Annotated in this window: 19 protein-coding genes; 12 read left to right on the plus strand and 7 right to left on the minus strand. The window is 65.2% G+C overall.

What is annotated here, in order from left to right:
• Nucleotides 1-763: 763 nt before the first annotated feature.
• The 6 genes from AB4083_RS04050 (at nt 764) to AB4083_RS04075 (ending at nt 9057) form a co-directional block, all read left to right on the plus strand.
• Nucleotides 764-2059, plus strand: coding sequence for a hypothetical protein (locus AB4083_RS04050; protein ID WP_441606479.1), 1296 nt, complete (start codon nt 764-766; stop codon nt 2057-2059).
• 473 nt (nt 2060-2532) lie between these two features.
• On the plus strand, nt 2533-4368 hold the full coding sequence (locus tag AB4083_RS04055) for an ATP-dependent nuclease (protein WP_441606480.1): 1836 nt from the start codon (nt 2533-2535) through the stop codon (nt 4366-4368).
• The gene (locus AB4083_RS04060; protein WP_441606481.1) at nt 4365-5510 is read left to right on the plus strand and encodes a UvrD-helicase domain-containing protein; all 1146 of its coding nucleotides are present in this window, start codon (nt 4365-4367) and stop codon (nt 5508-5510) included. The genes AB4083_RS04055 and AB4083_RS04060 overlap by 4 nt, the downstream gene beginning before the upstream one ends.
• Before the next feature lie 337 nt (nt 5511-5847).
• Nucleotides 5848-6519 (plus strand): putative glycolipid-binding domain-containing protein, encoded by a 672-nt coding sequence (locus AB4083_RS04065; RefSeq protein ID WP_441606482.1) that lies wholly within the window; start codon nt 5848-5850, stop codon nt 6517-6519.
• 533 nt (nt 6520-7052) lie between these two features.
• A complete protein-coding gene (locus AB4083_RS04070) occupies nt 7053-7295 on the plus strand; it encodes a hypothetical protein (RefSeq protein ID WP_441606483.1) in 243 nt (80 codons plus the stop codon).
• 85 nt (nt 7296-7380) lie between these two features.
• A complete protein-coding gene (locus tag AB4083_RS04075) occupies nt 7381-9057 on the plus strand; it encodes an amidohydrolase (RefSeq protein WP_441606484.1) in 1677 nt (558 codons plus the stop codon).
• A gap of 61 nt (nt 9058-9118) precedes the next feature.
• Here the strand turns inward: AB4083_RS04075 and AB4083_RS04080 are convergent, their stop codons facing one another.
• Nucleotides 9119-9703, minus strand: a complete 585-nt coding sequence (locus AB4083_RS04080) for an FMN-dependent NADH-azoreductase (RefSeq protein WP_441606485.1) — start codon at nt 9701-9703, stop codon at nt 9119-9121.
• A gap of 122 nt (nt 9704-9825) precedes the next feature.
• On the opposite strand from AB4083_RS04080, the gene AB4083_RS04085 reads away from it, so the two are divergent.
• The 3 genes from AB4083_RS04085 to AB4083_RS04095 all read left to right on the plus strand — a co-directional run bounded on the left by AB4083_RS04085 (nt 9826) and on the right by AB4083_RS04095 (nt 12801).
• Nucleotides 9826-10791 (plus strand): LysR substrate-binding domain-containing protein, encoded by a 966-nt coding sequence (locus AB4083_RS04085; RefSeq protein ID WP_441606486.1) that lies wholly within the window; start codon nt 9826-9828, stop codon nt 10789-10791.
• 76 nt (nt 10792-10867) lie between these two features.
• Nucleotides 10868-12013, plus strand: a complete 1146-nt coding sequence (locus AB4083_RS04090) for a pyridoxal phosphate-dependent aminotransferase (protein WP_441606487.1) — start codon at nt 10868-10870, stop codon at nt 12011-12013.
• Nucleotides 12001-12801, plus strand: a complete 801-nt coding sequence (locus tag AB4083_RS04095) for an amidohydrolase (protein ID WP_441606488.1) — start codon at nt 12001-12003, stop codon at nt 12799-12801. Before AB4083_RS04090 ends, AB4083_RS04095 begins: the two co-directional genes overlap by 13 nt.
• A 147-nt stretch (nt 12802-12948) precedes the next feature.
• On the opposite strand, the gene arsC is transcribed toward AB4083_RS04095, so the two are convergent.
• From arsC to AB4083_RS04115, 4 genes are read right to left on the minus strand one after another with little or no spacing between them, the layout of a single operon-like run.
• Entirely contained in the window at nt 12949-13299 is a 351-nt protein-coding gene (arsC, locus tag AB4083_RS04100; protein ID WP_441606489.1) for an arsenate reductase (glutaredoxin), read from the minus strand.
• An 8-nt stretch (nt 13300-13307) separates the two neighbouring features.
• Nucleotides 13308-14849: a pseudouridine synthase gene (locus AB4083_RS04105; RefSeq protein WP_441606490.1), complete on the minus strand. Its 1542-nt coding sequence runs from the start codon at nt 14847-14849 to the stop codon at nt 13308-13310.
• On the minus strand, nt 14846-15781 hold the full coding sequence (scpB, locus tag AB4083_RS04110; protein WP_441606491.1) for an SMC-Scp complex subunit ScpB: 936 nt from the start codon (nt 15779-15781) through the stop codon (nt 14846-14848). The genes AB4083_RS04105 and scpB overlap by 4 nt, the downstream gene beginning before the upstream one ends.
• A gap of 51 nt (nt 15782-15832) precedes the next feature.
• Nucleotides 15833-16735, minus strand: coding sequence for a segregation and condensation protein A (locus AB4083_RS04115; RefSeq protein ID WP_441606492.1), 903 nt, complete (start codon nt 16733-16735; stop codon nt 15833-15835).
• 858 nt (nt 16736-17593) lie between these two features.
• Here AB4083_RS04115 and AB4083_RS04120 point away from each other — a divergent pair.
• Nucleotides 17594-17962 carry a PilZ domain-containing protein gene (locus AB4083_RS04120; RefSeq protein WP_441606493.1) on the plus strand — a complete coding sequence of 123 codons (369 nt, stop codon included), beginning with the start codon at nt 17594-17596 and terminating at the stop codon, nt 17960-17962.
• A gap of 102 nt (nt 17963-18064) precedes the next feature.
• On the opposite strand, the gene AB4083_RS04125 is transcribed toward AB4083_RS04120, so the two are convergent.
• Complete coding sequence (locus AB4083_RS04125; protein ID WP_441606494.1) at nt 18065-19753, minus strand: AMP-binding protein; 1689 nt, start codon at nt 19751-19753, stop codon at nt 18065-18067.
• A 134-nt stretch (nt 19754-19887) separates the two neighbouring features.
• On the opposite strand from AB4083_RS04125, the gene AB4083_RS04130 reads away from it, so the two are divergent.
• Nucleotides 19888-20322, plus strand: coding sequence for a hypothetical protein (locus AB4083_RS04130; protein ID WP_441606495.1), 435 nt, complete (start codon nt 19888-19890; stop codon nt 20320-20322).
• A 150-nt stretch (nt 20323-20472) separates the two neighbouring features.
• Here AB4083_RS04130 and acnA read toward each other — a convergent pair whose 3' ends face one another.
• Nucleotides 20473-23223: an aconitate hydratase AcnA gene (acnA, locus tag AB4083_RS04135; RefSeq protein ID WP_441606496.1), complete on the minus strand. Its 2751-nt coding sequence runs from the start codon at nt 23221-23223 to the stop codon at nt 20473-20475.
• 347 nt (nt 23224-23570) lie between these two features.
• On the opposite strand from acnA, the gene acnB reads away from it, so the two are divergent.
• Nucleotides 23571-26162: a bifunctional aconitate hydratase 2/2-methylisocitrate dehydratase gene (gene acnB / locus AB4083_RS04140; protein WP_441606497.1), complete on the plus strand. Its 2592-nt coding sequence runs from the start codon at nt 23571-23573 to the stop codon at nt 26160-26162.
• Nucleotides 26163-26349 lie beyond the last annotated feature (187 nt).

Here is a 26349-nt window from a genome sequence, read left to right on the forward strand (position 1 = left end):
TACTTAGGGCTGCGCAACATCAGTAAAAAATGGACGCTTCCAATCCATGATTGGAAGGCGGCGCTCAACCGCTTTACCATCCAGTTCGAAGGCCGCATCCCTCAGCTTTAAAGCGATCCCGTTTACACAAAAGTCTGTACAAGCCCACGTTGTGCGCGGTTGGCAGAAGAGCGAGCGAGATGGGTATAGAGATATAGCGACCGTTGGCGCCGCTATTCAGCACAAGATCGAGTCCACTTGGATTGATGACCGCTCCAATAAGGGGTTTGATAGCAGTAGTCAATTGATCTCGATGCTTGGGCCATGGGGCGAAAAACTTCGATCGTATGGGCTCGTCCGCGAAATCGTGCATGAGCGAAGGGAGCACTACAGAGAAGACTCGGAGCGGCACATTGATCAAGATTTGTCGGGAAGAATAGTTAGTCGAACGATTGTCTTCGTTGAAGGGTATTCCGAATTGATTGATCTCATTGAGAGGGCTGAGCGTGCAGTTGATGACGCCGGAGAAGTAGGAGTGAGTGCGCCGCGAGTGATTTAGGCCTTACGTGTACCTTGCCAATGCGAAGGGCCTGGGCCTCGGTTTCAAGGTCTTGTCTGTGCTCAAGGCCGACCACGCCAGGGCGTTTGGCGAAGCCCCCGGTGACCGCCGTCATTGAGGAAATCGAGTACCGCTGGGTGACGCTCCGCTTGGAGAAATAGTTTCCGGCGCAGTGATATTCCATCGGGCATCCCCATTCGAGATACTAAGGTTCAGGAACAGGGGATGTTGATGAATCAGGAGTACAACCCGTTCGCGGCGAAATGCCACGAACTTGAAGTGGCATTGAATCTGGCGAAGGCGGGACTGCAGGACATTCGAGCCAAGTTGGCGTGGCACTCACAGTTCGGTGTGCGCGCCACGAAGCAAATGCAGACCACATTGTTGGCGACAGCCAGCAAGGCGATGCAAATGTTGCAGGCCGACTTGCCCGAGGTCGAGCGTTTGCAGCGTCGACGAGTGCGCATGGAAAGTCAGCCCGACTTTCCTCGTGTCCAGCCGAGTGGCCCCGGGATCGTCGAGGGGGTCGCCAAGATGCTCGGCATGGCCTGGGTGGCGGTCGAGGAACGACGCCGCGAGCAAGCCAGGCAGATTCTTGCCGAACATCGCGCCCTCATGGAGCAGGAAGCTATCGCGCAAGGGCAATGTGACGCGCTGAAAAGGAAGGTCGACGACGCGCACGCGCAAGCGAAACGGCTTCAGGAAGAGCTGGTTGCATACAAGGCCTTTGATCTGGCAGCCGCGCAACAGGAGGAGGTCGAACTGAGTCAGTGCGTCGCTACCTTGGAGGCCTCTTACGAGCGAGCCAACACGGAGCGCGCCCAGTTCGATCGCGACTACGCGGAACCCATGCGCGAACTGACGCACAAGCAGGGAGAGCGCCAGAAGATCCTCATTACGCTTTCGAATGCGAAAGCATTGGACGCTCGGTTTGGCCTGGCCAGCACACCGCGCGATCGGGCAATGCTGCATGAGGAATGCCGGAGTCGATTTGGCGTCGATAGCCCGCGCAAGGTAATTCACGACAGTGAGTTGAAACTCAGGGGCATCGATCGCGCCATTCAGAAGCTGGAGCAGCGTCTGAGTGCGACGGCCAAGCGGGAGAGCCGGGGCATCAAGCGCCTGGTCATCGATGGCAACAACCTTTGTTACGAAGAACAAACGTTTCTGGGCCTTGCACCGCTGAAGGCCCTGGTGCCTCGATTGGCCGATGCCCACGAAGTCATCCTGGTGTTCGACTCGGATATTCGCTCGTTGGTCCGCATGAACGACGCGGAGATCAAAAGTCAGTTCCCGAAGACAGTGCGCGTGCATGTGATGACGCACGGCAAGAAGGCTGACGAGCAGGTGCTCGACCAGGCGTCAAATGACGGCCATTGGGTGCTTAGCAACGACGGCTTCCAAGAGTTTCCGGAGAAGCCCGTGGTAAAGGCTGGGCGCTTCCTTCGCCACTCCATTTTCAACGGACGGGTGGCCGTGGAGGACCTGGGCGTCTCGCTGGCCTTCGATCCAGCCGGTTAGACCAGTGGTACTCAACCCGAGAGGCGCAGAGTGGGGGGGGGGCTGGTAGCGCGTACCCACGAGTAATGCGCAACGAGCTTCCTATGGACTGGGCTGGCTCGGAGCAAAGCATGCAAATGCTCTGTGTCATGCATCATGCGCGATGCGACCCAAACCGGAGTGTATGGCTAAGATCGAAAGTGTCCGCTGCGGGCCGAAAGTGGGCATCAGATAGATGTCGGACCAATTGGGCGAAGGCTCGAGGCAGCTCCATGGTGGCTACGGCGTGACGGTAAGCTACATTGTCGATGCGCAACCATGCTCGTCGAGCTTGGCTTCGGCAGCTACCGCCCTCAGTCGTGCTAACGGTGTCACGAACATGGGCACGATCAACCCCTCACCGCGTGCTTCCATCTCAGAGCGGACGAGTAGGGCCGAGGGTATGCCGACGGTGATAACCGTGCCAGATAAAAACGGTCGGTCGGGAGAGAGAAATGCATCTTGCCAAGCTGGTCATCAAAAACTTTCGTAAGCTCGCGCACGCGGAGCTGACCTTCCAACCCGGACTTAATGTCCTTGTAGGAGGGAACAATGTAGGCAAGACGGCAATCGTCGATGCGCTTCGTGCCTTACTGGCGGGCCACGACGAGCCCTACCCACGCCTTGTTGAAGACGATGTGCATAGGCCTCATGGCGGCATCCCTTCCGGAGACATTGTTTTCGAATACGTCTTCCGCGGCCTCAGTCTCGATGATGAGGCAGATTTTCTTGCTGCTCTGGTTCCGGGCGATTCGGGTGCACTAGAGGCGCAGGTCACCATTCGTTATTCGGAACCCGATAAGGCTGGTCGCCTTCGGGCCAAACGCTGGTGCGGCGAACACGAGGATGTTGGCCTCACGGCGGACATGATAGAGAACCTGCGAGGGGTCTACTTGCCCCCGCTGCGCGATGCGTCGCAAGGATTGAAGCCGGGGCGAACCAGTCAGCTGGCGCGACTTCTGCAGCTGCTCGCAGACGAGGTAGGCATTGAAGGCATCAACAAGGTGCTCAAGGAGCTGGATGGCGAGCTCAAGAAGCATCTTCCCATCGTCCATACCCACGATGCGATCACCACACGCCACGAGACCATGCTGGGTCCGCAATTAGCGCAGCTCTTGGAAATCGGGCTGAGCGCCAGCGACTTCAGGAGCTTGAAGGCCCGATTGTCATTGCAGGTCGATGCGTTTGACATCGAGCAGAACGGCCTCGGCTTCAATAACCTGATCTACATGGCCGTGGTGCTCAGCGAGCTCGCCAAGAACCCCGAGTCATGCTATCGCGGCCTGATCGTCGAGGAGCCGGAGGCCCACCTTCATCCTCAGCTCCAAGCGGTGTTGCTGCAGTATTTGGAATCCATCAAGGCGGTGGAAGGAGAAAAGCCGGTGCAGTTGTTCGTGACGAGTCACTCGCCGAACTTCGCCAGCATTGCCAACCTAGACAGCCTGGTGTGCTTAATCGATACAGGCACATCGGTCGAAACCTTCTTCCCTCGCAACGTGGCCTTCAAAAAGGGCAAGCGTGAGAAGCTGGAGCGGTATCTTGACGTCACCCGCGCCGAATTGTTCTTTGCGCGACGCGTTATCTTTGTTGAGGGCGCCGCCGAGCTGATGATGGTCAGTGCGCTCGCCAAGCGCATCGGATACGACCTCCGCCAGCATGGTGTGAGCTTGATCAGCGTGGAGGGATTGAACTTCGATTCCTTCTTGCCGTTGTTTGGCGACAAGGCATTGAAGATTCCGGTCGCGGTCCTGACCGATGCGGATCCGGTGGCACCCAAGCCTGTGTCCAAGGCTGACGACGTTGCTGGCTCTGACATGCCCTCGGTCGACGTCGCAGGCGACGCAGAGGGGGATGCGGACGATGATGATGAGGATGATGCCGAGCCGATTTATCCCGAGCCGGGCGACACGATTATGGTATCGGCCAATACGTCCAAGATGAAATCCTGCGAAGACACGCACGTCAAAGTGTTTCACGGGCTCAAGACCTTCGAGTACGACCTTGCACTTGAAGCCGTCAACAGGGTGGCGATGCTCACGGCACTGAAGGAACTCCACCCGAAGATCGCTAAGAGCTTGACGGCCACCGTAGATGCGCAGACGGATGATGCAGCCAAGGCTCGCGCGCTTTTCCGAGGTATGTTTGAACGACCGAAGAACAATGTGCAAAAGGGAAGCTTCGCCCAGTCCCTTGCGCAGGTCATTTCGGATACCGAGGTGGAGTTCAAAGTGCCGCACTACATCGAGTGCGCGATTCAGCATGTATGTCAGTCAACGGGTAAGAAAGCGTGACCACGTTGACGGCTGAGCAGCAAGCAGTCGTCGATGCGCCCATGGCGGCGCTGTGCGTCATCGCCTGCGCGGGAAGTGGCAAAACCAAGACGGCGGTGCAGCGCTTGGTTCAGATGCGACGAAACTTGGGCGACGCGCGAGGGCGTGTCGCGCTACTGTCATTCTCCAATGTCGCCGTCGACACGTTCCGGAGGGCTTACGACGTACTCGCGGCTGACCTTCCCCTGGGTGCGGGGCGTGAACGTGTCGATATCGATACGCTAGACGGATTTATCACCACCCACATCCTACGTCCTCACGCTCATCGGACCATGAAGGCCGCGCGCGCCGCCTACCTGGTGACGGGCGATGAGTCGTTCCTCGAAGGCTTCAAGTTCAAAACGCCGACTTTTCCAATGTCGATCACGGAGCTGTGCATCGCGTTCTTTGAAGGCCAAGAGTGTTTCTATTACCAACACAACAATGACTTTGAAGTGTTGGAAAGCGCCACTGCGCGCGCCCTTATTGGATGCCTTGGGCGTACGGGGGCATACACCCACGACTTAGGACGCTACTGGGCATACCGGACATTGAAAGAGCGCCCCGAGCTGCTCGCCGTGCTCGCGCGTCGGTACCCGTACATTTTGATCGATGAGGCGCAAGACATCGGTTCTGTTCATCAGGCCATTCTGGAACTCCTCATTGGCGCTGGTACATGCGTGACGCTCATTGGCGACCCCAATCAGGGCATCTATGAGTTCGCGGGCGCGGACGGCAGCTTTCTAACGGAGTATCACCAGCGCGTCGGTGTCTTGCCTTATTCGCTCAAGCGCAATTTTCGGTCCGTTCCGACCATTGTTGGGGTGGCCAATGGGCTGTGCGGGCGAGACGACGTCGCTGAGCGCACTGCGCCAAGCACGCTCCATGGCGCGTTCTTCATCGGGTACAAGCGTAACGAGCAGGCCAAATTGCTTACGGCCTTCCAGAGCTCGCTCGCTTCAGCCGGTGCGGACATCAAGCGGTCCGCCGTCCTCTGTCGAGGACGCAGTTTGGCGCAACAGCTTCGTGGTGACGAGACGCCTGCCGGCCAGGGGGTAGTGAAGCTCTTCGCGTCGGCGGCCGTGCTTCGAGATCACAAGAAGGACTTCCGTACCCTCGTCTAAGGCGGGTGTGCCACTACCGTCTCTGGCTTGTCCTAGGTGCTTGTAGGAATTCCCCTACACAACGACGCGCCTTTTACCTCTACACCGACATCCGATAAATCCGGAAACTATCTGTGTCCGGCAAGTCAGGCTCCTTTGCCGATGCCCCGGACCTAAGGACGAAGCGGCTACGGACGGCTGCAAGCCCCAAGGATGGGGCTTTCTTTTTTCGGGGCACAGGAGTGCGGCCGGAGCACGGCACCCGCACTTCATGCCTGGAAGCGCAGCCCGCCTTATGGCGGGTTTTTTATTGCCTGAGCCCCAGGTCCAGCCAAGCAGATCGGGCTTCGAGCCGTGCTTGCCGCGAGACAGGATTGCGCCGGGCCCGCTCGTCGCCAACCATGTGGTGGACTGGACCCAGGAGATCGGCCATGGCGATCTGCGCAAAAGAGCGCTCGCTGCCCGCGACGGCCGGGGCAAGCGCATGAACGCGTCCGCGTGGTGGCGGCGCCTGGATGTGCCGGGCCATGACGCGGCCTCCATCAGTGCCGATGGCGAGGGCTGGTTGCTGCGCGGCATGGCGGTGTTCGGGTTGGGGAGCGAGGCTGCAGGTGTGGCCTACGAGGTCGCGGTCGATCGCGATGGGTCGACCCGGCGCGGTGAGCTGCGCGGCGATCGGGACGGGCAGGCCTTCCATCACCTGATGGAGCACCGGCCCGACGGCTGGTATCTCGATGGCCGCAGGCAGCAAGGAATGGACGGCGCGCTCGACCTGGATTTCGGCTTCACGCCCTCGACCAACCTGTTGCAGATGAGGCGGGTGGTATTCGAATGCAGCGGGGCGGTGGAGCTTCCGGTGGCGTGGTTCGACCTGGGTATGGACCAGCTCGAGATCCTGCCGCAGCGCTACGAGCGGCGCGGCGTGTCGAGTTTCTGGTACGAGGCGCCGACCGTCGGCTATCAGGGCATGCTGGAACTGGCGGACAACGGATTTATCGCCAGCTATCCCGGACTCTGGAGCTTGTGCTGACACTCGATTCCCGGCGTCCCCTGCTGGCGTTGCCGACGACACTCATCGGAATTCCCCTACAAACATTTGCGCCATTCGCCGCTACGTGCCTTTTGCGAAAAGGCGCAATCTGAAACTGCTCCGCGAGTCAGGCGGTGAGTTCTAGGCTCATGCCAGCCGATGACCGGGGCGTTCCTCTGGATGGCTCATGCCCCTGAGCCCTAGGCTTTGGCGCCCCGTACTCCGGGGCGCCTTTTTGTTTGTGCACGCGGTGTTCGCGGCGCGAACCTGGCTGGCGGCGGTGGCATGCAGAAGGGATGGCGGGCAGGGCAGAACTCATGCCACGACAGCAAAATTCGGGGCCGTCAACGCGCCGTCCAGGGCGAAAATGAGACTTGGACCACAAATGCGTAGTCCATCGCCTACACAACGACGTGCTGCGCGCCGATAGGACGGTTCCTCAAGCCGATGCATGCTTGTCACGCTGGCGTATCGGGCGTTGCACGGAAGCGCGACCGACGGCTGGCGTACTTCATCCAAGAGGGGCAAGCACGATGATCATCTACGCGCTCAAGCCATCGACCGAAGGCCAGTGGAATATCTGCCGCTCGGGCTTTTGCCTGTTCAGCGACCTGCGCCTGGGGCCGGCGATCACGCTGGCGCGGGAAGTCGCCCGCGACGAACACGCACGCTCGGGCCGTTCGGTCTGCGTGGAAATGCCGGGGCTGGGTTCGGCCATCCGGCTGGCGCAGTACGAGGAACGGGCGATCGAGGCGTTCGCCGCCGCCAGCTGCTGATCTTCCGGCGCGGCGCCATCCGCTTCTTGTCATTCCCGCCCGGGCACGGGCAAAGTGGCGCGATTCCCTCCCCAGGACGCCGCCCATGCTTCTGTCCCGCCGCCTTGCCGCCGCCGTGCTGCTGGCGCTCGCCATCGCACCGCTGCAAGCCGCCACGCTGCTGGTCAACGCCCGCGTGCATACGCTCGATCCCGCCAAGCCGGAGGCCACCGCCCTGGCCTGGGACGGCGAAGGCCGCCTGCTTGCCGTAGGCACTACCGCCGAGCTGCAGGAGAAGTTCGCCGGTGCGGAGGCGGTGGACGCCCACGGCGCGACGGTGATCCCCGGCCTGATCGATGCCCATGGGCACGTGCTCGGCCTAGGCATGGTTCGCGGCCAGGCTGACCTGGTCGGTGCGCATACCAAGGCCGAAGTCGTACAACGCCTTAAGGATTTCGCCGCGAAGCTGCCGAAGGACGCCTGGCTGCTGGGCCGCGGCTGGGACCAGAACCTGTGGCCGGATAAGCAGTTTCCCAGCGCGGCCGATCTGGATGAGGCATTTCCGGATCGCCCGGTCTGGCTCGAACGCATCGACGGCCACGCGTCCTGGGCCAATACCGCGGCGATGAAGAAGGCGAGCAAGTCGCTCGACGGCGATTGGCAGCCGGATGGCGGCCGCATCGTGCGGGTCGGCACGCGCGCCACCGGCGTGCTGGTCGACGGCGCGCAGCCGCTGGTGGGTAGCGCGGTGCCGGCGCTGACCCCGGCACAGACGCGCGACGCCTATCGCGTCGCTTTCAAGGAACTGGTGGCGCAGGGCCTGACCGGCGTGCACGACGCCGGCGTCAGCCTCAACGATTTCCGCGTGCTGCAGGGGATGGCGAAGGAAGGGGATATCCCGCTGCGCCTGTACGAAATGGCCGACGGCAACCACGCCGCGCTGGAATGGCTGTGCATGCAGGGCGGGCAATGGATCGACGACAGCGGCCGCCTGCGCATGCATACGGTGAAGCTGTACATGGACGGCGCGCTGGGCAGCCGCGGCGCGGCCCTGCTGCAGGACTACAGCGACGACCACGGCAATCGCGGCATCTTCGTCACCTCGCCGGAGGATTACCGCGTCGCCGTGGACAAGGCGCACAAGTGCGGCGTCCAGGTGGCCACGCATGCCATCGGCGACCGCGGCAATCGCATGGTGCTGGATACCTATCAGGCCGTGCTTGGCAAGGACGCGCAAGGCGACCATCGCTGGCGCGTGGAGCACGCGCAGATCCTGGCGCTGGACGACATCCCGCGCTTCGCCCAGCTGCACCTGATTGCCTCGATGCAGCCGACCCATGCCACCTCCGACATGCCGTGGGCGGTGCAGCGCCTTGGCGTCGAGCGGCTGAAGGGTGCCTATGCCTGGCAGCGCTTCCTGCACGAGCAGGTGCCGCTGGCCTTCGGTTCGGATTTTCCGGTGGAAAGCCCCAATCCGATGCTGGGCATCTATGCGGCGGTGACCCGCCAGGATCTGAAGGGCCAGCCGCCGGGCGGCTGGCTGCCCGAGCAGAAGGTCAGCCGCATCCAGGCACTGGCGGGCTTTACCCGCACGGCGGCCTATGCGGCTTTCATGGAGCGCGAGGTGGGCATGCTGCGGGAAGGCATGCGCGCCGACTTCGTGGTGCTCAATGCCGATCCGCTGACCATTCCGCCGCGGCAGATCGCCGACCTCAAGCCGCTCAGCACCTGGGTCGACGGCAAGGCCGTGTACCAGGCCGGAAAAGCCGACGCCGCGCGATGAATTGCGCGGCGTCAGCCTGGGGGGAGCGTGGGATGCTCGATCGAGGGGGAAGCGGCAGCGCTTAAGCAGCCTTGCGGGCGACCACGCCGATGCTGGCCTGCGCGGTCTTCAGCGCCTCGGTCTTGTGGTCGGCGCTGACGTTGACGCCTTCGGCGCGGACGAATTCCACGTCGGTGACGCCAAGGAAACCAAGCACCGCGCGCAGGTACGGCTCCTGGAAGTCGAACGGCTGGGCGGCGGTGCCCTGGCCGTAGAAGCCGCCGCGGCTGGAGGCGATCACCACGCGCTTGCCCTTGGCCAGGCCTTCGGGGCCGTTCGCGGTGTAGTGGAAGGTCTTGCCGGCAACCGCCACGCGGTCGATCCAGGCCTTCAGTGCGCTCGGCACCGAGAAGTTGTACATCGGGGCGCCGATCACGATCACGTCGGCGGCCAGGAATTCTTCCAGCACGGCGCTGCCAAGCATGGCGCTGGGGTCGGCGGCGTCGGCCACCGGGGTCCAATGGGGCAGGGGCTGGGCGGCGAGGTCGCGGTAGGTCACTTCCACGCCCGGCTGTTCGCGGACCAGCTCGGCTACGATGGAAGCGGTCAGGCCGCGCGACACCGAGTGGCTGCCCAGGGCGCTGGAATCGATATGCAGGAGTTTCATGGCGCTATTCCTCAGGTGCGGGGGCCGATCGGTATGCCGGCGACGGGAATAACGATATTCTTGGAACAATCGCCCGATAAGATGGGCAATCAAGAACGAATTGTTTCATATTGGAAACGACGATGAGCGTACTCGACGGCGCCCTGCAGGACCTCAACGATCTGTATTTCTTCGCCTCGGTGGTGGAGCACGGCGGTTTTTCGGCCGCCGGGCGCGCGCTGGGCATCCCCAAGTCGCGCCTGAGCAAGCGCATCGCGCAGTTGGAGGAACGCCTGGGCGTACGCCTGCTGCAGCGGACCACCCGGCGCTTCGTGGTCACCGAGGTGGGCGAGCGCTTCTATTCGCACTGCCGCGCGGTGCTGGAAGAGGCGCGCGCCGCCCAGGACGCGGTGGACGAGCTGCGCACCGAGCCGCGCGGCGTGGTGCGCGTGAGCTGTCCCAATTCGCTGGCGCAGACCATCGTCGCGCACGTGCTGCCGGACTTCCTGGCGCAGCACCCCAAGGTGCAGGTGCGCCTGCAGGCGACCAATCGCCGCGTGGACCTGATCGGCGAAGGCGTGGATGTGGCGATCCGCGTGCGTTCCAAGCTGGATACCGACGCCACCCTGGTGATGCGCACCTTCGGCCAGTCGCGCGTGCTGATCGTGGCCAGCCCGAAACTGCTCGAGCAGACCGGGCGCCCGAAGCTGCCGGCGGATCTGGCGGCGATCCCGGCGCTGGCGATGAACGAGCACGAGGGCGCGCATAGCTGGGAGCTGCTGGGCGCGGACAACGAACGCGTGGTGGTGGATATCCAGCCGCGACTGATCTGCGGCGATTTCTCCGTGCTGCTCGAATCCGCACGGCGCGGGATCGGCGTCACCCTGCTGCCGGAATTCGTCTGCGCGCCGGCGATCACCAATGGCGACCTGGAAGTGCTGCTGCCGGATTGGAGCGTGCCCGAGGGCACCATGCATTTCGTCTATCCGACCCGCCGCGGCCTGCTGCCCGGCGTGCGCGCCTTCGTCGACTTCCTGGCCGAGCGCCTGCCGCAGGCGACGCTGCAGAAGCACGAGCAATGCCGCAAGCGGCCGATGCCGGATATCTGAAATGGTCGGGCCCCGGAGGCCCGAAACCTTCCGCGTGCTAGCATCCCGTTTGGCCTTCCAAACCCCTAGAGCCTCGATGCATATCGACACCAAGCTTCCGAAGGTGGGCACCACCATCTTCAGCGTGATGAGCCAGCTCGCCGTCGAGCACCAGGCCGTGAACCTGGGGCAGGGCTTTCCCGATTTCGAACCGCCGGCAGCGTTGCGCGAGGCGATCGCCCGCGCGATGGCCGAAGGGCGCAACCAGTACGCGCCGGGCATCGGCCTGCCGACGCTGCGCGAGCAGATCGCGCTGAAGACCGAGCGCATGTACGGGCGCCGCATCGACGCCGCCACCGAAGTCACCGTCACCTCCGGTGCTACCGAGGCACTGTTCGCGGCGATCGCCGCGGTGGTGCGCGCGGGCGACGAGGTGATCGTGTTCGATCCGGCCTACGACAGCTACGAGCCGGCGATCGACCTGCAGGGCGCGAAGGCGGTGCACATCCCGCTTACCGTGCCGAGCTTCGGCATCGACTGGCAGCGCGTGCGCGACGCCGTCACGCCGCGCACGCGGATGATCCTGATCAACAGCCCGCACAATCCTTCCGGCGCGGTGCTGTCGGCGGCCGACCTGGACGAACTCGCGGCGATCGTGCGCGACACCGAAATCGTGGTGCTGTCCGACGAGGTGTACGAGCACATCGTGTTCGACCGCGCGCTGCACCAGAGCGTGCTGCGCCACGCGGAGCTGGCCGGGCGCAGCATCGTGGTGTCCTCGTTCGGCAAGACCTATCACTGCACCGGCTGGAAGCTCGGCTACGCGGTGGCGCCGGCGGCGCTGTCGGCGGAGTTCCGCAAGGTGCACCAGTACCTCACCTTCTGCACCTTCCATCCGGCCCAGGTGGCGTTCGCCGAGTTCATGGCGAGCACGCCGGAGCATTACCTGGAACTGCCGGCGTTCTACCAGGCCAAGCGCGATCGTTTCCGCGCGCTGATCCAGCCGTCGCGCTTCAAGCTGCTCGACGTGCCGGGCGGCTATTTCCAGCTGGTCGATTACTCGGCCATCCGCGACGAGCCGGACGTGGCGTTCTGCGAGTGGCTGGTGAAGCAGGGCGGCGTGGCGGCGATTCCGCTGGCGCCGTTCTACGAGACCGCGCCGGACACGCGCCTGGTCCGCCTGTGCTTCGCCAAGAGCGATGCCACCATGGAAGCCGCGGCGGAGCGTCTATGCAAGCTCTGAGCGTGAGCCTGGTGCAGGGCGCCACGCGCTGGCACGACGCAGCGGCCAATCGCGAGTATTACGGCGCGCTGGTGCGCGGCGTGGCGGGCAAGAGCGATCTGATCGTGTTGCCGGAAACCTTCCTCTCCGGCTTCAGCAACGACACCCGCGCCAGCGCGGAAACCATGGATGGCGAGGGCGTGGCCTGGCTGCGTGCGCTGGCGCAGGAAGTCGGCGCCACCTTGTGCGGCAGCCTGGCGATCCGCGAAGGCGATACGGTCTACAACCGCTTGCTGTGGGTGCGCCCGGACGGCAGCTTCGCGCAGTACGACAAGCGCCATCTGTTCCGCATGGCCGGCGAGCACACCCGCTATGGCGGCGGCCGCGAGCGGCTGATCGTGGAACTGAAGGGTTGGCGCATCCTGCCGCAGGTCTGCTACGACCTGCGCTTCCCGGTCTGGCTGCGCAATCGCCGCGCGGAAACAGCGGCGGGCGGCATGGACTACGACCTGGCCATCTTCGTCGCCAACTGGCCGGCACCGCGCCGCCAGCCGTGGCGCACGCTGCTGCGCGCGCGCGCGATCGAGAACCTCAGCTATGTGGTCGGGCTCAATCGTGTCGGCGTCGATGGCAACGATCTGCCGTATGCTGGCGACAGCGCGGTACTCGATGCAGTGGGCGAGCCGCTGATCGAACTGGGTGCGCAGGAGCAGGTGGCGACGGTGACGCTGGATCCGGCGCCGTTGCTCGCGCATCGCGAGCGCTTTCCGGCGTGGATGGATGCGGACGAGTTTTCGCTGCAGCCGTAAGTGCATTCGCAGCGCATGAAAAAGGCCGCCATAGGGCGGCCTTTTTCGTAGGTTGGGGTGAGCGTAGCGAACCCCAACGTTGCACAACGCATACGTTGCGCGATGTTGGGGTTCGCCTTCGGCTCACCCCAACCTACGCCGTGCGCATCAAAGAATGCCGAGCACCGACTCGGGCGGACGCCCGAGCTTTGCCTTGCCATTGGCAACCACGATCGGCCGCTCGATCAGCCGCGGATGCCGCGACATCGCCGCGAGCAGGTCGTGCTCGCTGAGCGAAGGATCGTCCAGGCCCAGCTCGGCGTATTCCGTCTCACCCTTGCGGATCAGTTCGCGCGCGCTCATGCCGAGCTGGTCGAGCAGCTGGGTCAGCTCCTCGACGCTGGGCGGAGTGTCGAGGTAGTTGATCACCTCGCACTGGCAACCGCGCTCCTGCAGCAGCGCCAGCGTCGCGCGCGACTTGGAGCATTGCTGGTTGTGATAGATGCGGACCGCGTGCATCGGGTCGCTCAGCGATTGCCGCCGCGCGGACCGCCGCGGCCGCCACCCTGCGGACGCCCGCCACCGCCGCCGCCACCGCCGTGACGGTTGCCGCCACCCTGGCCGGAGCGATTGCCGCCGCCCTGGCCCGGACGCCCGCCACCGCCACCCTGGCCGCCCGGACGAGCACCGCCGCTGCGCGCCTGCGGACGCCCACCCTTGCCACCCTGACCACCCTGGCCGCCGGCGTAACCGCCGCCGTGGCTGCGATTACCGCCGCCAGCACCACCGCCGAAGCCGCCGTAAGGATTGCCGCTGCCCTGCGCCTGCCCACCGGGGCCGCGCTTGCCGGCCCCGCCGCCGCCGCTGCGGCGATTGCCGCCAGCGTAACCCTGGCCCTGGCCCTGGCCACCACTGGCGCCGCCACCGCCGCGGCTCTCACCGGCGAACCAGGTGCGCACCGACGGCAGTTCCTGGCCCGGCGCGACGCCGCGCTTGCCACCCGTGTTGCGGCGGCCGGCATTCGCGTTCGGTCCGCGCTCGGGGCGGGCGACGTTGCCGTTCACTTCCTTGCCCGGACGACGGCGCTGCTGCTTGCCGCGCGCGGGTTCCTCGCGGATGCGGTCATAGGCGCGCAGTTCGCGCGCTTCGTCCTGGTAGCCGCCGCTCCACGCGCTACCGGTGCCGCGCTCGGGGCGGTATTCGGTGACGTTGCGGGTGGCACGGCGCTGATGCAGCACGGGGCTCAAGGTGAGCACCGGCTGCGGCGCGCCGAGGCCGCTGACCTGGCGCAGTTCCTTCACCGCCTCTTCGCCCAGCGCTTCGCAATCGCCGCGGCGCAGCGTGCGCGACAGCTCGACGCTGCCGTAGCGGATGCGCTTGAGGCGGCTGACCAGGAAGCCCTGGGAATCCCACAGGCGGCGCACCTCGCGGTTGCGGCCTTCGCGGATCACCACGCGGAACCAGCTATGGCTGCCGCCGCGGCTGATCACGCCGATCTCGTCGAAGCGCGCGGGGCCGTCTTCCAGCTCCACGCCCGCCTTCAGCTTCTCGATCATCTCGTCCGGCACTTCGCCATGCACGCGGCACAGGTATTCGCGCACCAGGCCGCTGCGCGGGTGCATCAGCGCGTTGGCCAGCTCGCCGTCGGTGGTGAGCAGGAGCAGGCCGGTGGTGTTGATGTCCAGGCGGCCCACGGCGACCCAGCGCGCACCCTTCAGGCGCGGCAGCTGTTCGAACACGGTGGGACGGCCTTCGGGGTCTTCGCGGGTGGTCACCACGCCTTCGGGCTTGTGGTAGGCCAGCACTTCGGTCTCGTCGCGGTTGTCGGTGGCGACCACGAACTGCTTGCCGTCCAGCACCACGCGGTCGCCGGCATGCACGCTGGCGCCGATGCCGGCGGGGCTGCCGTTGACTTCGACTTCGCCGGCCTGGATGCGCTGTTCGAGCATGCGGCGCGAGCCCAGGCCCGCATTGGCCAGCACCTTGTGCAGGCGTTCTTCCAGGGCGGGCGCGTCGGTGGTGCGCGTGTCGCGCTTGAGGGTCAAAACGGATTTCTGCGGCGCATTCATGCGCGGTACTCCTCGTTGTCTTTCGTGGCGGCGCCGTTGCCGGCATCCGCTTCGTTCGCTGCCTCGGCGGCAGTGGGGGTGGATGGTGCGGCGGGGAGGTCCTCGCCGGTGTCGGGAGTCGCCGCCTCGATGGCTGCGGCCTCCTGGTGTTCTTCGATCGGCGCGGTGGGTGCCGCCGGTTCGGTGATGTCGCTGACCGCGGTTTGCGGCTGGCCCGAGACGTGGAATTCCTGTTCGCCTTCGGTGCGGCCGTTCTCGCCGTCTTCGTCTTCAGTCGCCGCTTCGGCCTCGGCCGCAGCCTCGGCTTCTGCCTGGGCCCGTTCTTCCGCCTCGCCCTCGGGATCGATCGGCAGGTCGCGCACGACGCGCGCCGGCAGGTCCTCGATAAAGCGCAGCTGCGGGTCTTCCATGTCGCGGATTTCCGACAGAGGCGGCAGCTCGTCCAGCGACTTCAGGTTGAAGTAGTCCAGGAACGCGCGGGTGGTGCCGAACAGCGCCGGCTTGCCCGGCACGTCGCGGTAACCGACCACGCGGATCCATTCGCGCTCCTCCATCGTCTTGATGATGTTGGAGGACACCACCACGCCGCGGATCTGTTCGATCTCCGGGCGGGTGATCGGCTGGCGGTAGGCGATCAGGGCCAGCGTTTCCAGCAGGGCGCGCGAGTAGCGGCTGGGTTTTTCCGTCCACATGCGCGAAATCCACGGATGAACCTCCCGGCGCACCTGGTAGCGAAAGCCGGAACCGACCTCGCGCAGCTCGACGCCGCGGCCGGCGCAATCCTCGGCCAGGGCTTCCAGCGCCCGCGACAGCTGCTCGCGGTCGACCTCGTCTTCCTCGCCGAAGAGGTCGCCCAGCTGCTGCACGGTGAGCGGCTGGGTGGCGGCGAGCAGGGCCGCTTCGATGATGTTCTTCAGTTGCTCGATCTGCATGGCCTGATCGGTTGAGGATGCTCGGTTGAGAGTGTCTGGATGGGTTCGGGGTCAATCGGCGGCCGAGGCCTGGACGGGCGCGTCGGCGTCGATCGATTCCTCGGCCTGGGTGACCTTTGCCTTCACATAGATCGGAGCCAGTGGCTCCTCCTGCACGATTTCCACCAGCATTTCCTTGGCCAGTTCCAGCATGGCCAGGAAGGTGACCACCACGCCGAGCCGGCCTTCGTTCGGGTCGAACAGCGTGTCGAAGCGATGAAAGCTGCCGTCGCCGAGCTTGCCGAGCAGCTCGCCCATGCGCTGGCGCACGCTGAGCGCCTCGCGCCGGATGGCGTGATGTCCGAACAGTTCGGCGCGGTGCAGCACGTCCTTCAGCGCCAGCAGCAGTTCCTTCAGGTCCAGCGGCGGCGGCAGCTTGATCACGGTGCGCTCGCCGCTGTCGGCGTGCACGACTACCGTGTCGCGTTCCACGCGGGGCAGGGCGTCGATGTCCTCCGCCGCACGCTTGAAGCGCTCGTATTCCTGCAGCCTGCGCACCAGCTCGGCGCGCGGATCTTCCTCGACCCCTTCCTCCACCGGCGGCCGCGGCAGCAGCAGCCGCGACTTGATCTCGGCCAGGATCGCGGCCATCAGCAGGTATTCGGCGGCCAGCTCCAGCCGCATGTCCTGCATCATGTCGATGTATTCCAGATACTGCCGGGTGATCTCGGCGATCGGGATGTCCAGGATGTCCAGGTTCTGCCGGCGGATCAGGTACAGCAGCAGGTCCAGCGGGCCTTCGAACGCCTCCAGGATGACTTCCAGCGCGTCCGGCGGGATGTACAGGTCCTGCGGCATCTGCAGCACGGGTTCGCCGCGCACGATGGCCAGCGGCATTTCCTGCTGTTGCGGTACCGACGCAAAAGCGTCCTGCGGTGCTGTCACCGGCTGAGGCTCGACTGGCTCAGTGCTCATCAATGCATGTCGTTGGGCCGCCCATGACGGCTTGCAGTGCGTTCTTTGGTTCGGAAGCGTTCGATTCCACCGGCATTCGCTGGGGCTGTCCCCCGCTCTCGGGCGGCGGCCATCCGGCGCTCACCCGTGAAACTCCTTCAGGCTCGATCACCACGGGCGCGGCTGGCGTCCGTCGCGGCGGTGCATGACGAAACCGCGCCTGCGGCGGTATCGGTCAAGCTGGCCGTGAGCCATTCCTGCATGCCGAACCGGGAGGCGATCCACGGCCAAGCCCAAGCCAGATCGCGCGATGCATTGCGCCACGGCGTGAACAGGAGGTCGGCTGAGTGTCGGGCGGGTGTTCCGGCGGCGTCTGGCTCGATCGGCAGGCGCACCCTGTAACCCACGTGCGATCAAGGTTAACGGCTGCATGCCGCCAAGTCCAGTATGCGTACGGCCTACCGGCCACAAGCGTGCATCGGCAGCATGCGCCGGATGCACGCTTGTGGACGCTCGATGATGGATGTCGGCGAGGCCGCGCACGATCGGCGCAGGGGCAGCATGTGACCCGGCGCGTCTGACCCGGGCACTGGCTTCAGTGGATGATGAGCAGCTGATCGCCGCGCAGTGCCGCTTCAAATCAGGCCTTGAACGGCTGGAAATGGCCGAATCCGGCCCGCTGCACCAATCCTGGCGCGCCAACGGCAGATAATTACGACGTGGCACGACGCTTGCTTTACGCCTCGGTGAGAGCAGTTTGATACGCGCGGGGATGGGCCGCATGCGCGGCGGGGATGCAGCTCCATTTCACGGGCACGAGTGCCCGCCGCGAATAAGTTGGATGACGCTGCACAGCAGCGGGGATCGGGAGGGAAAGGCATGACCAGAGCCGACGGCAAGCACCAAAACGATGGTCCGGAGCAACTGCGCCCCGCGCGGATGCGCATCGAGACGACCGTGCTGATGAGCCGAGGCAGCCAGTCACAGCCGACCGAACTGGTGGACATCTCGGCGACGGGCGCGCTGCTGCGCCGCCCGCTGGGGTGGCAAGGGGAAGTGGGACAGAGCTGGATGCTGGACATGATTTTCGGTCACGACCTGCATATCCACCTGGAGGCCCAGGTGAAGCGCATCTCGGACCGGCATATCGGTTTCGCGTACACGCGCATACCGGAGGACAAGCAGGTGCCCTTGTGGAACCTGCTGGGCGGCTACGCCGACATCCTGGAGACGTGGCACGACGATTGATTCGTCGCGGCGTCCGCTTGCAAGACCCCGCGGTGCGCACCGCGGGTGGCGTAACCCGGAGCCTGTCCGACCATCCCTGGGCCGGGCAGGCTCTCGTTGCGTTCAGGCCGCGGAGGCGGTGCTCTTCTTCTCGTCGCGCAGTTCGCGGCGGAGGATCTTGCCCACGTTGCTCTTGGGCAGCGAATCGCGGAACTCGATCAGCTTGGGCCGCTTGTAGCCGGTGAGGTTGGCGCGGCAGAACTCCTTGAGCGCTTCCGCCGTGAGGTTCGGGTCCTTGCGCACCACGAACAGCTTCACCACCTCGCCGGAATGCTCGTCCGGCACACCCACGGCGGCGACTTCGGCCACGCCCGGGTGGGTCATCACGATGTCCTCGACCTCGTTCGGATACACGTTGAAGCCGGACACCAGGATCATGTCCTTCTTGCGGTCGACGATATAGACGTAGCCGTTCTCGTCCATGCGCGCGATGTCGCCGGTATGCAGCCAGCCGTCCGCGCCGAGCACCTTGGCGGTCTCGTCGGGGCGCTGCCAGTAGCCCTGCATCACCTGCGGACCCTTCACCATCAGCTCGCCGACTTCGCCGAACGACAGCGGCTGGCCTTCCTCGGACCAGATCGCCACGTCGGTGGACGGGATCGGCAGGCCGATCGAGGCGTTGTAGTCCTTCAGGTCCAGCGGGTTGATGCAGGCGGCGGGCGAGGTCTCGGTCAGGCCGTAGGCTTCGGCCAGGGTCACGCCGGTCACTTTCTTCCAGCGCTCGGCCACGGCGCGCTGCACGGCCATGCCGCCGCCGAGGCTCAGGTGCAGATGCGAGAAGTCCACCTGATCGAAGCCCGGCGTGTTGAGCAGGCCGTTGAACAGCGTGTTGACGCCGGTCAGCGCGGTGAAGCGCGACTTCTTCAGTTCCTTGACGAAGCCGGGCATGTCGCGCGGATTGGTGATCAGCCAGTTCAGCCCGCCCAGGCGCGTGAACACCAGGCCGTTCGCGGTCAGCGAAAAGATGTGATACAGCGGCAGCGCGGTGATGATCACCTCTTCGCCCGCCTTGGCATTGGTGCCGATCCAGGCGCCGGCCTGCAACATGTTCGCCACCATGTTGCCGTGCGAGAGCATGGCGCCCTTGGCCACACCGGTGGTGCCGCCGGTGTATTGCAGGAAGGCCAGGTCGTCGTGGCCCAGTTCCACCTTCGGCACCGGATGCGCGGCGCCCTGCTCGAGCGCGTCGCGGAAGCGCACGGCCTGCGGCAGGTGATAGTCGGGCACCATCTTCTTGACGTACTTCACCACCAGGTTCATCACCTTGCCCTTCAGGCCGAGCAGGTCGCCGAGGCCGGTGGTGATGATGTGCTTGACGTGGGTTTCCGCCACCACCTGCTGCACGGTGGCGCCGAAGTTGTCCATCACCACGATCGCCTTCGCGCCGGCGTCTTCGAGCTGATGCTTCAGTTCCCGCGCGGTGTACAGCGGATTGGTGTTGACCACCACCAGGCCGGCGCGCAGCGCGCCGAACAGCGCGATGGGGTACTGCAGCACGTTGGGCATCATGATCGCGATGCGATCGCCCTTGCCCAGTTTCAGCACGCCGGTGAGATAGCCGGCGAACTGGCGGCTCAGTTCATCGATCTGTCCGTAGCTCAGCTCCTTGCCGAAGTTGTGGAAGGCAGGGCGGTCGCGGAACTTCGAGAAGGCTTCCTCCAGCACCGCGGCGACGGAGGCGTAGGCGTTGAGGTCGATCTGCGCGGGTACGCCTTCCGGATAGTTAGCCAGCCACGGACGCTCGTTGCTCATGTTTATCCCTGCTCCTGGTATCGAATGCCACCGCGGCGCGCGCGTAAGGCATCATGGTCACCAGGCATTGGAGCATACGCCCGCGTACAGCGGCAAGCCGCGTTGCAGCGGGTTTTTCGAGGGGTGGCCGGTCGATGTGGAAGCTTGTTTTCCTGCTGTTTTTCGCGCTGCTGGCGACGGCGCTGGCCGGCTGCCGGCGCGCGCCCGACGAGGTGCGCATCCGCCAGTCGATCGAGGCCGCGCGCACGGCCGCGACCGAAGTGGATGCCGGCGCGTTGACCGGCGTGTTGACCGACGACTTCGACGGTAATGGCGGCGCGATGAGCAGCAAGGACCTGGCCAATCTGCTGCGCCTGGCGAAGTTCCGCGGCGAGACCGTGCACGCCGTGCTCGGCCCGGTCGAGGTGGAACCGCGCGGCGACCGCTACGTCGCCCGCTTCACCGTCACCCTGGGCAGCGGCGGCAAGCTGTTCCCGGCGGAGCTGGGCATGTTCAAGGTGGAGACGGGCTGGCGCAGGGAAGGGCGCGAATGGCGTTGTTTTACTGCGAGCTGGGAGCAGCAGCTGTAGTGCTGCAACGTTGAGCCCCTCTCCCGTCGGGAGAGGGGTTGGGGTGAGGGTACGGGCGGAGCGAGGCGTTGCGCTTCGCCCGTACCCTCATCCGGCTGCCGCCACCTTCTCCCGGAGGGAGAAGGATTCGAACGTGAGGACTGAGAACGCTCAGGCCGCTTTCTTACTGGCCAACTGCCGCAGCACGTACTGCAGAATCCCGCCGTGGCGGAAGAACTCCCGCTCCTTCGGCGTCAGCAGCAGCACCTTCACCGTGAACTCCTTCTTGCTGCCGTCGGCCGCGGTGGCGGTGACCTTGGCCTGCTTCGACTCGCCGCCGGCGAGGCCGGTGATGTCGAAGGTTTCCTTGCCGGTCAGCCCCAGCGACTGCGCGCTCTGGCCGTCTTCGAACTGGCAGGGCAGCACGCCCATGCCGACCAGGTTGGAGCGGTGGATACGCTCGAAGCTCTCGGCGATCACCGCCTTTACCCCCAGCAGCAAGGTGCCCTTGGCTGCCCAGTCGCGCGAGGAACCGGTGCCGTATTCCTTGCCGGCCAGCACCACCAGCGGCGTGTGCTCGGCCTTGTACTTCATCGCCGCGTCGTAGATCGCCAGCTGCTCGCCGCTGGGCACGTGCAGGGTGTAGCCGCCTTCGACGCCGTCCAGCATCAGGTTCTTGATGCGGATATTGGCGAAGGTGCCGCGCACCATCACGTCGTCGTTGCCGCGGCGCGAGCCGTAGGAGTTGAAGTCCTTCGGCTCCACACCCTTGCCGATCAGGAAGCGGCCCGCCGGGCTGTCCTTCTTGATCGAACCGGCCGGCGAGATGTGGTCGGTGGTGATGGAGTCGCCGAACAGGCCCAGCACGCGGGCGCCGTGGATGTCTTCCACCGTGCCGGGTTCGCGCGTCATGCCGTCGAAGTAGGGCGGGTTCTTGATGTAGGTGGAATCGCCCCACTGGTAGACCGAGCCGTCCGGCGAGGCGATGTGATTCCAGCGCTCGTCGCCCTTGAACACGTCGGCGTAGTTCTTGGCGAACATGGCCGGATTGATCGCGCCGGCGATGGTGTCGGAGATCTCCTGGTTGCTCGGCCAGATGTCCTTCAAGTACACCGGCTTGCCGTCGCTGCCGGTGCCGAGCGGGTCCTTGCTCAGGTCCACGTCGAGCGAACCGGCCAGTGCATAGGCCACCACCAGCGGCGGCGAGGCGAGGTAGTTCATCTTCACTTCGGGATGCACTCGGCCTTCGAAGTTGCGGTTGCCCGACAGCACCGAAGCCACCGCCAGATCGCCCTCGGCGATGCCCTTGCTGATTTCCGCCGGCAGCGGACCGGAGTTGCCGATGCAGGTGGTGCAGCCGTAGCCGACCACGTAGAAGCCGACCTTCTCCAGTTCCTTCAACAGGCCGGTCTGCTCGAGGTAATCGGTGACCACCTTGGAGCCCGGCCCGAGCGAGGTCTTCACCCACGGCTGCGCCTTCAAGCCCTTGGCCGCGGCTTTCTTCGCCAGCAGGCCGGCGCCGAGCATCACGGCGGGGTTGGAGGTATTGGTGCAGGAGGTGATCGCGGCGATCACCACGGCGCCGTCGGACAGGCGGAAATTCTCGCCGTCCTTCTCCACCAGTACGCCGCTCTCGGACACCGCATTGGCCGGATTGCCGATCGCGGCGGAGCCGCCTTCATTGATGAAGTTCGAGGTATCGCCATTGCGCGGACGGCGGTTGGCGGTGAGCGGGCCGAGCGCGTCGCGGAAGCTGCGCTCCACATCCTCCAGCAGCACGCGGTCCTGCGGGCGCTTGGGGCCGGCCAGCGAGGGACGCACGTCGCCCAGGTCCAGTTCCAGCGTGGTGGTGAACTGCGCGTGCGGCGTGTTTTCGTCGTGCCACAGGCCCTGTGCCTGCGCGTAGGCCTTGACCAGTCCGATGTGCTCTTCGCTGCGGCCGGACAGGTGCAGGTAGTTCAGCGCTTCCTGGTCGATCGGGAAGATGCCGCAGGTGGCGCCGTACTCCGGCGCCATATTGCCGATGGTGGCGCGGTCGGCCAGCGCCAGATGCTTCAGGCCCGGGCCGAAGAACTCGACGAACTTGCCCACCACGCCGAGCTTGCGCAGCATCTGGGTGACGGTGAGCACCAGGTCGGTGGCGGTGACGCCCTCGGGCAGCCTGCCGCTGAGCTTGAAGCCCACTACTTGCGGAATCAGCATCGACGAAGGCTGGCCCAGCATGGCCGCCTCGGCTTCGATGCCGCCGACGCCCCAGCCCAGCACGCCGACGCCGTTGATCATGGTGGTGTGCGAGTCGGTGCCGAACACGGTGTCCGGATACGCCCACGGCTGGCCGTCCTTCTCGCCGGTGAACACCACGCGGCCGAGATATTCCAGGTTCACCTGGTGCACGATGCCGGTGCGCGGCGGCACCACCTTGAAGTTGTCGAAGGCCTTCTGGCCCCAGCGCAGGAACGCGTAGCGCTCCTGGTTGCGCTGGAATTCGATCGCCACGTTCTGCTCCAGCGCGGATTCCGAACCGTACACGTCCACCTGCACCGAATGGTCGATGACCAGTTCGGCCGGCGCCAGCGGGTTGATCTGCTTGGCGTCGCCGCCGAGCTTGACCACCGCGTCGCGCATCGCTGCCAGGTCGACCACGCAGGGCACGCCGGTGAAGTCCTGCAGCACCACGCGCGCGGGCATGAAGGCGATTTCGGTGTCCGGTTCCGCCTTGGGGTTCCAGCGGGCGACCGCCTCGATTTCCCTGGCGGTGACGTTGACGCCGTCCTCGTGGCGCAACAGGTTCTCCAGCAGGATCTTCATCGAGTAGGGCAGGTACTTGATGTCGAAGCGCTGGCCGAGCCTGGCGAGGCTGGCGAACTGGTACGAGCTGCCGTTGACCTTGAGGGTGTCGCGGGTGGCGAATGAATCCAGCATGGGTTGAACTCCTGTTGCTTGGGTCTGCGGCGCAAGGGGCGTCGCGGGGGGATCCTGGAGCAGCCGGCGTGAGCGGGAGGCGCAAATCGGCCGTCCACTTCGCCGATCCCGGGGAGTTTGAGGCAAACCGCGCTACGCGCAAGTTAGCGGGCGGGCGATTTGCCGTTGCCGTCATTGCAAGATATCGAACGCAGGCGGAAACAACGTCTTGCGTTGCGGCGCATGCCGTGCGGCTGGCAAAATAAGCGGCTGAAACGACCTTCGGAAGCGGCTTCGGGACGGGCTTCGCGGCCTCCTCGCCAGCTCCGGCATCGTTGCTTCCCGCCACGCCAACGGACGAGAACCACATGCTCAACGCCTATCGCCAACACGTCGCCGAGCGCGCCGCCCTCGGGATCCCCGCGCTGCCGCTGACCGCCCAGCAGACCGCCGACCTGATCGAATTGCTGAAGAATCCGCCCGCCGGCGAGGAAGCCTTCCTGGTCGAGCTGATCAGCAACCGCGTGCCGGCCGGCGTGGACGATGCGGCCAAGGTCAAGGCCTCGTACCTGGCCGCCGTGGCGCTCGGCAAGGAAACCTGCGCGCTGCTCAGCCGCGAGAAGGCCACCGAGCTGCTCGGCACCATGCTGGGTGGCTACAACATCCATCCGCTGATCGAGCTGCTCGACGACGCGCAGATGGGCGGCATCGCCGCCGATGCGCTGAAGAAAACCCTGCTGATGTTCGACTCCTTCCACGACGTGAAGGAGAAGGCCGACAAGGGCAACGCGCATGCCAAGGCCGTGCTGCAGAGCTGGGCCGACGCCGAATGGTTCACCAGCCGTCCGGAAGTGCCGGCCAGCCTGACCATCACCGTGTTCAAGGTGCCGGGCGAGACCAACACCGACGACCTGTCGCCGGCCCCCGACGCCACCACCCGTCCGGACATCCCGCTGCACGCGCTGGCGATGCTGAAGAACAAGCGCGAAGGCGCGCCGTTCCAGCCGGAAGAAGACGGCAAGCGCGGCCCGATCCAGCAGATCCAGGACCTGGCGAAGCAGGGCCATCTGGTCGCCTACGTGGGCGACGTGGTCGGCACCGGCTCCAGCCGCAAGTCCGCCACCAACTCGGTGCTGTGGTGGACCGGCGAGGACATCCCCTTCATCCCGAACAAGCGCTTCGGCGGCGTGTGCCTGGGCAGCAAGATCGCGCCGATCTTCTACAACACCATGGAAGACGCCGGCGCGCTGCCGATCGAGCTCGATGTCTCCGGCATGGACATGGGCGACGTGGTCGAGCTGCGTCCGTATGAGGGCAAGGCGCTGAAGAACGGCGCGGTGATCGCCGAGTTCCAGGTGAAGTCCGACGTGCTGTTCGACGAAGTGCGCGCCGGCGGCCGCATTCCGCTGATCATCGGCCGCGGCCTCACCGCCAAGGCGCGCGAGGCGCTGGGCCTGGCTCCGTCCAGCTTGTTCCGCCTGCCGCAGAACCCGGTCGATACCGGCAAGGGCTACACCCTGGCGCAGAAGATGGTCGGCCGCGCCTGCGGCCTGGCCGAGGGCGAGGGCGTGCGTCCGGGCACCTATTGCGAGCCGAAGATGACCTCGGTCGGTTCGCAGGACACCACCGGCCCGATGACCCGCGACGAGCTGAAGGACCTGGCCTGCCTGGGCTTCTCGGCCGACCTGGTGATGCAGTCGTTCTGCCACACCGCGGCCTACCCGAAGCCGGTGGACGTGAAGACCCACCACGAGCTGCCGGCCTTCATCTCCACCCGCGGCGGCATCGCGCTGCGCCCGGGCGACGGCGTGATCCACTCCTGGCTCAACCGCATGCTGCTGCCCGACACCGTCGGCACCGGCGGCGACAGCCACACGCGCTTCCCGATCGGCATTTCCTTCCCGGCCGGCTCCGGCTTGGTGGCCTTTGCCGCCGCCACCGGCGTGATGCCGCTGGACATGCCCGAATCGGTGCTGGTGCGCTTCAAGGGCGAGCTGCAGCCGGGCGTGACGCTGCGCGACCTGGTCAATGCGATCCCGCTGTACGCGATCAAGCAGGGCCTGCTCACGGTCGCCAAGCAGGGCAAGCAGAACATCTTCTCCGGCCGCATCCTGGAGATCGAAGGCCTGCCCAACCTCAAGGTGGAGCAGGCGTTCGAGCTGTCCGACGCCTCGGCCGAGCGCTCCGCCGCCGGCTGCACGGTGCGCCTGGACCAGGCGCCGATCGTCGAATACCTCAACAGCAACATCACCCTGCTGAAGTACATGATCGCGCAGGGCTACCAGGACGCCCGCTCGCTGGCCCGCCGCATCAAGAAGATGGAAGAGTGGCTGGCCGACCCGCAGCTACTGGAGCCGGACGCGGACGCCGAATACGCCGCGGTGATCGAGATCGACCTGGCCGACGTGCACGAGCCGATCGTGGCCTGCCCGAACGACCCGGACGACGTGAAATCGCTGTCCGACGTGGCCGGCGCGAAGATCGACGAGGTGTTCATCGGTTCCTGCATGACCAATATCGGTCACTTCCGTGCGGCGTCGAAGCTGCTGGAAGGCAAGCGCGATATCCCGACCCGCCTGTGGGTGGCCCCGCCGACCAAGATGGACCAGCAGCAGCTGACCGAGGAAGGCCACTACGGCGTGCTCGGCACCGCTGGCGCGCGCATGGAAATGCCGGGCTGCTCGCTGTGCATGGGCAACCAGGCGCAGGTGCGCGAGGGCGCCACGGTGATGTCCACCAGCACGCGCAACTTCCCCAACCGCCTGGGCAAGAACACCAATGTGTACCTCGGTTCGGCGGAACTGGCGGCGATCTGCTCGCGCCTGGGCCGGATTCCGACCAAGGAGGAGTACATGGCGGATATCGGGGTGATCAATGCGAATGGCGAGAAGATCTATCGCTATATGAACTTCGATCAGATTGCCGATTTTAAGGATGTTGCCGATACCGTCACCGTCTAAGAAACACCGGCGTAGGTTGGGGTGAGCGCAGCGAACCCCAACGTGGCGCTAGCGGTGCGAGGTCCGTTGGGGTTCGCCTTCGGCTCACCCCAACCTACGGCCCGGCCATACGCTCTCGAACGAAGCCCGGCCCCGTGCCGGGCTTCGTCGTTTATGCTTTGCGCCGCCTCGATGCGGGGCACGGCGA

Origin of the sequence: Dyella sp. 2RAB6 (genome assembly GCF_052115385.1) — a bacterium.
In the GTDB taxonomy this organism is placed as follows: domain Bacteria; phylum Pseudomonadota; class Gammaproteobacteria; order Xanthomonadales; family Rhodanobacteraceae; genus Dyella_D.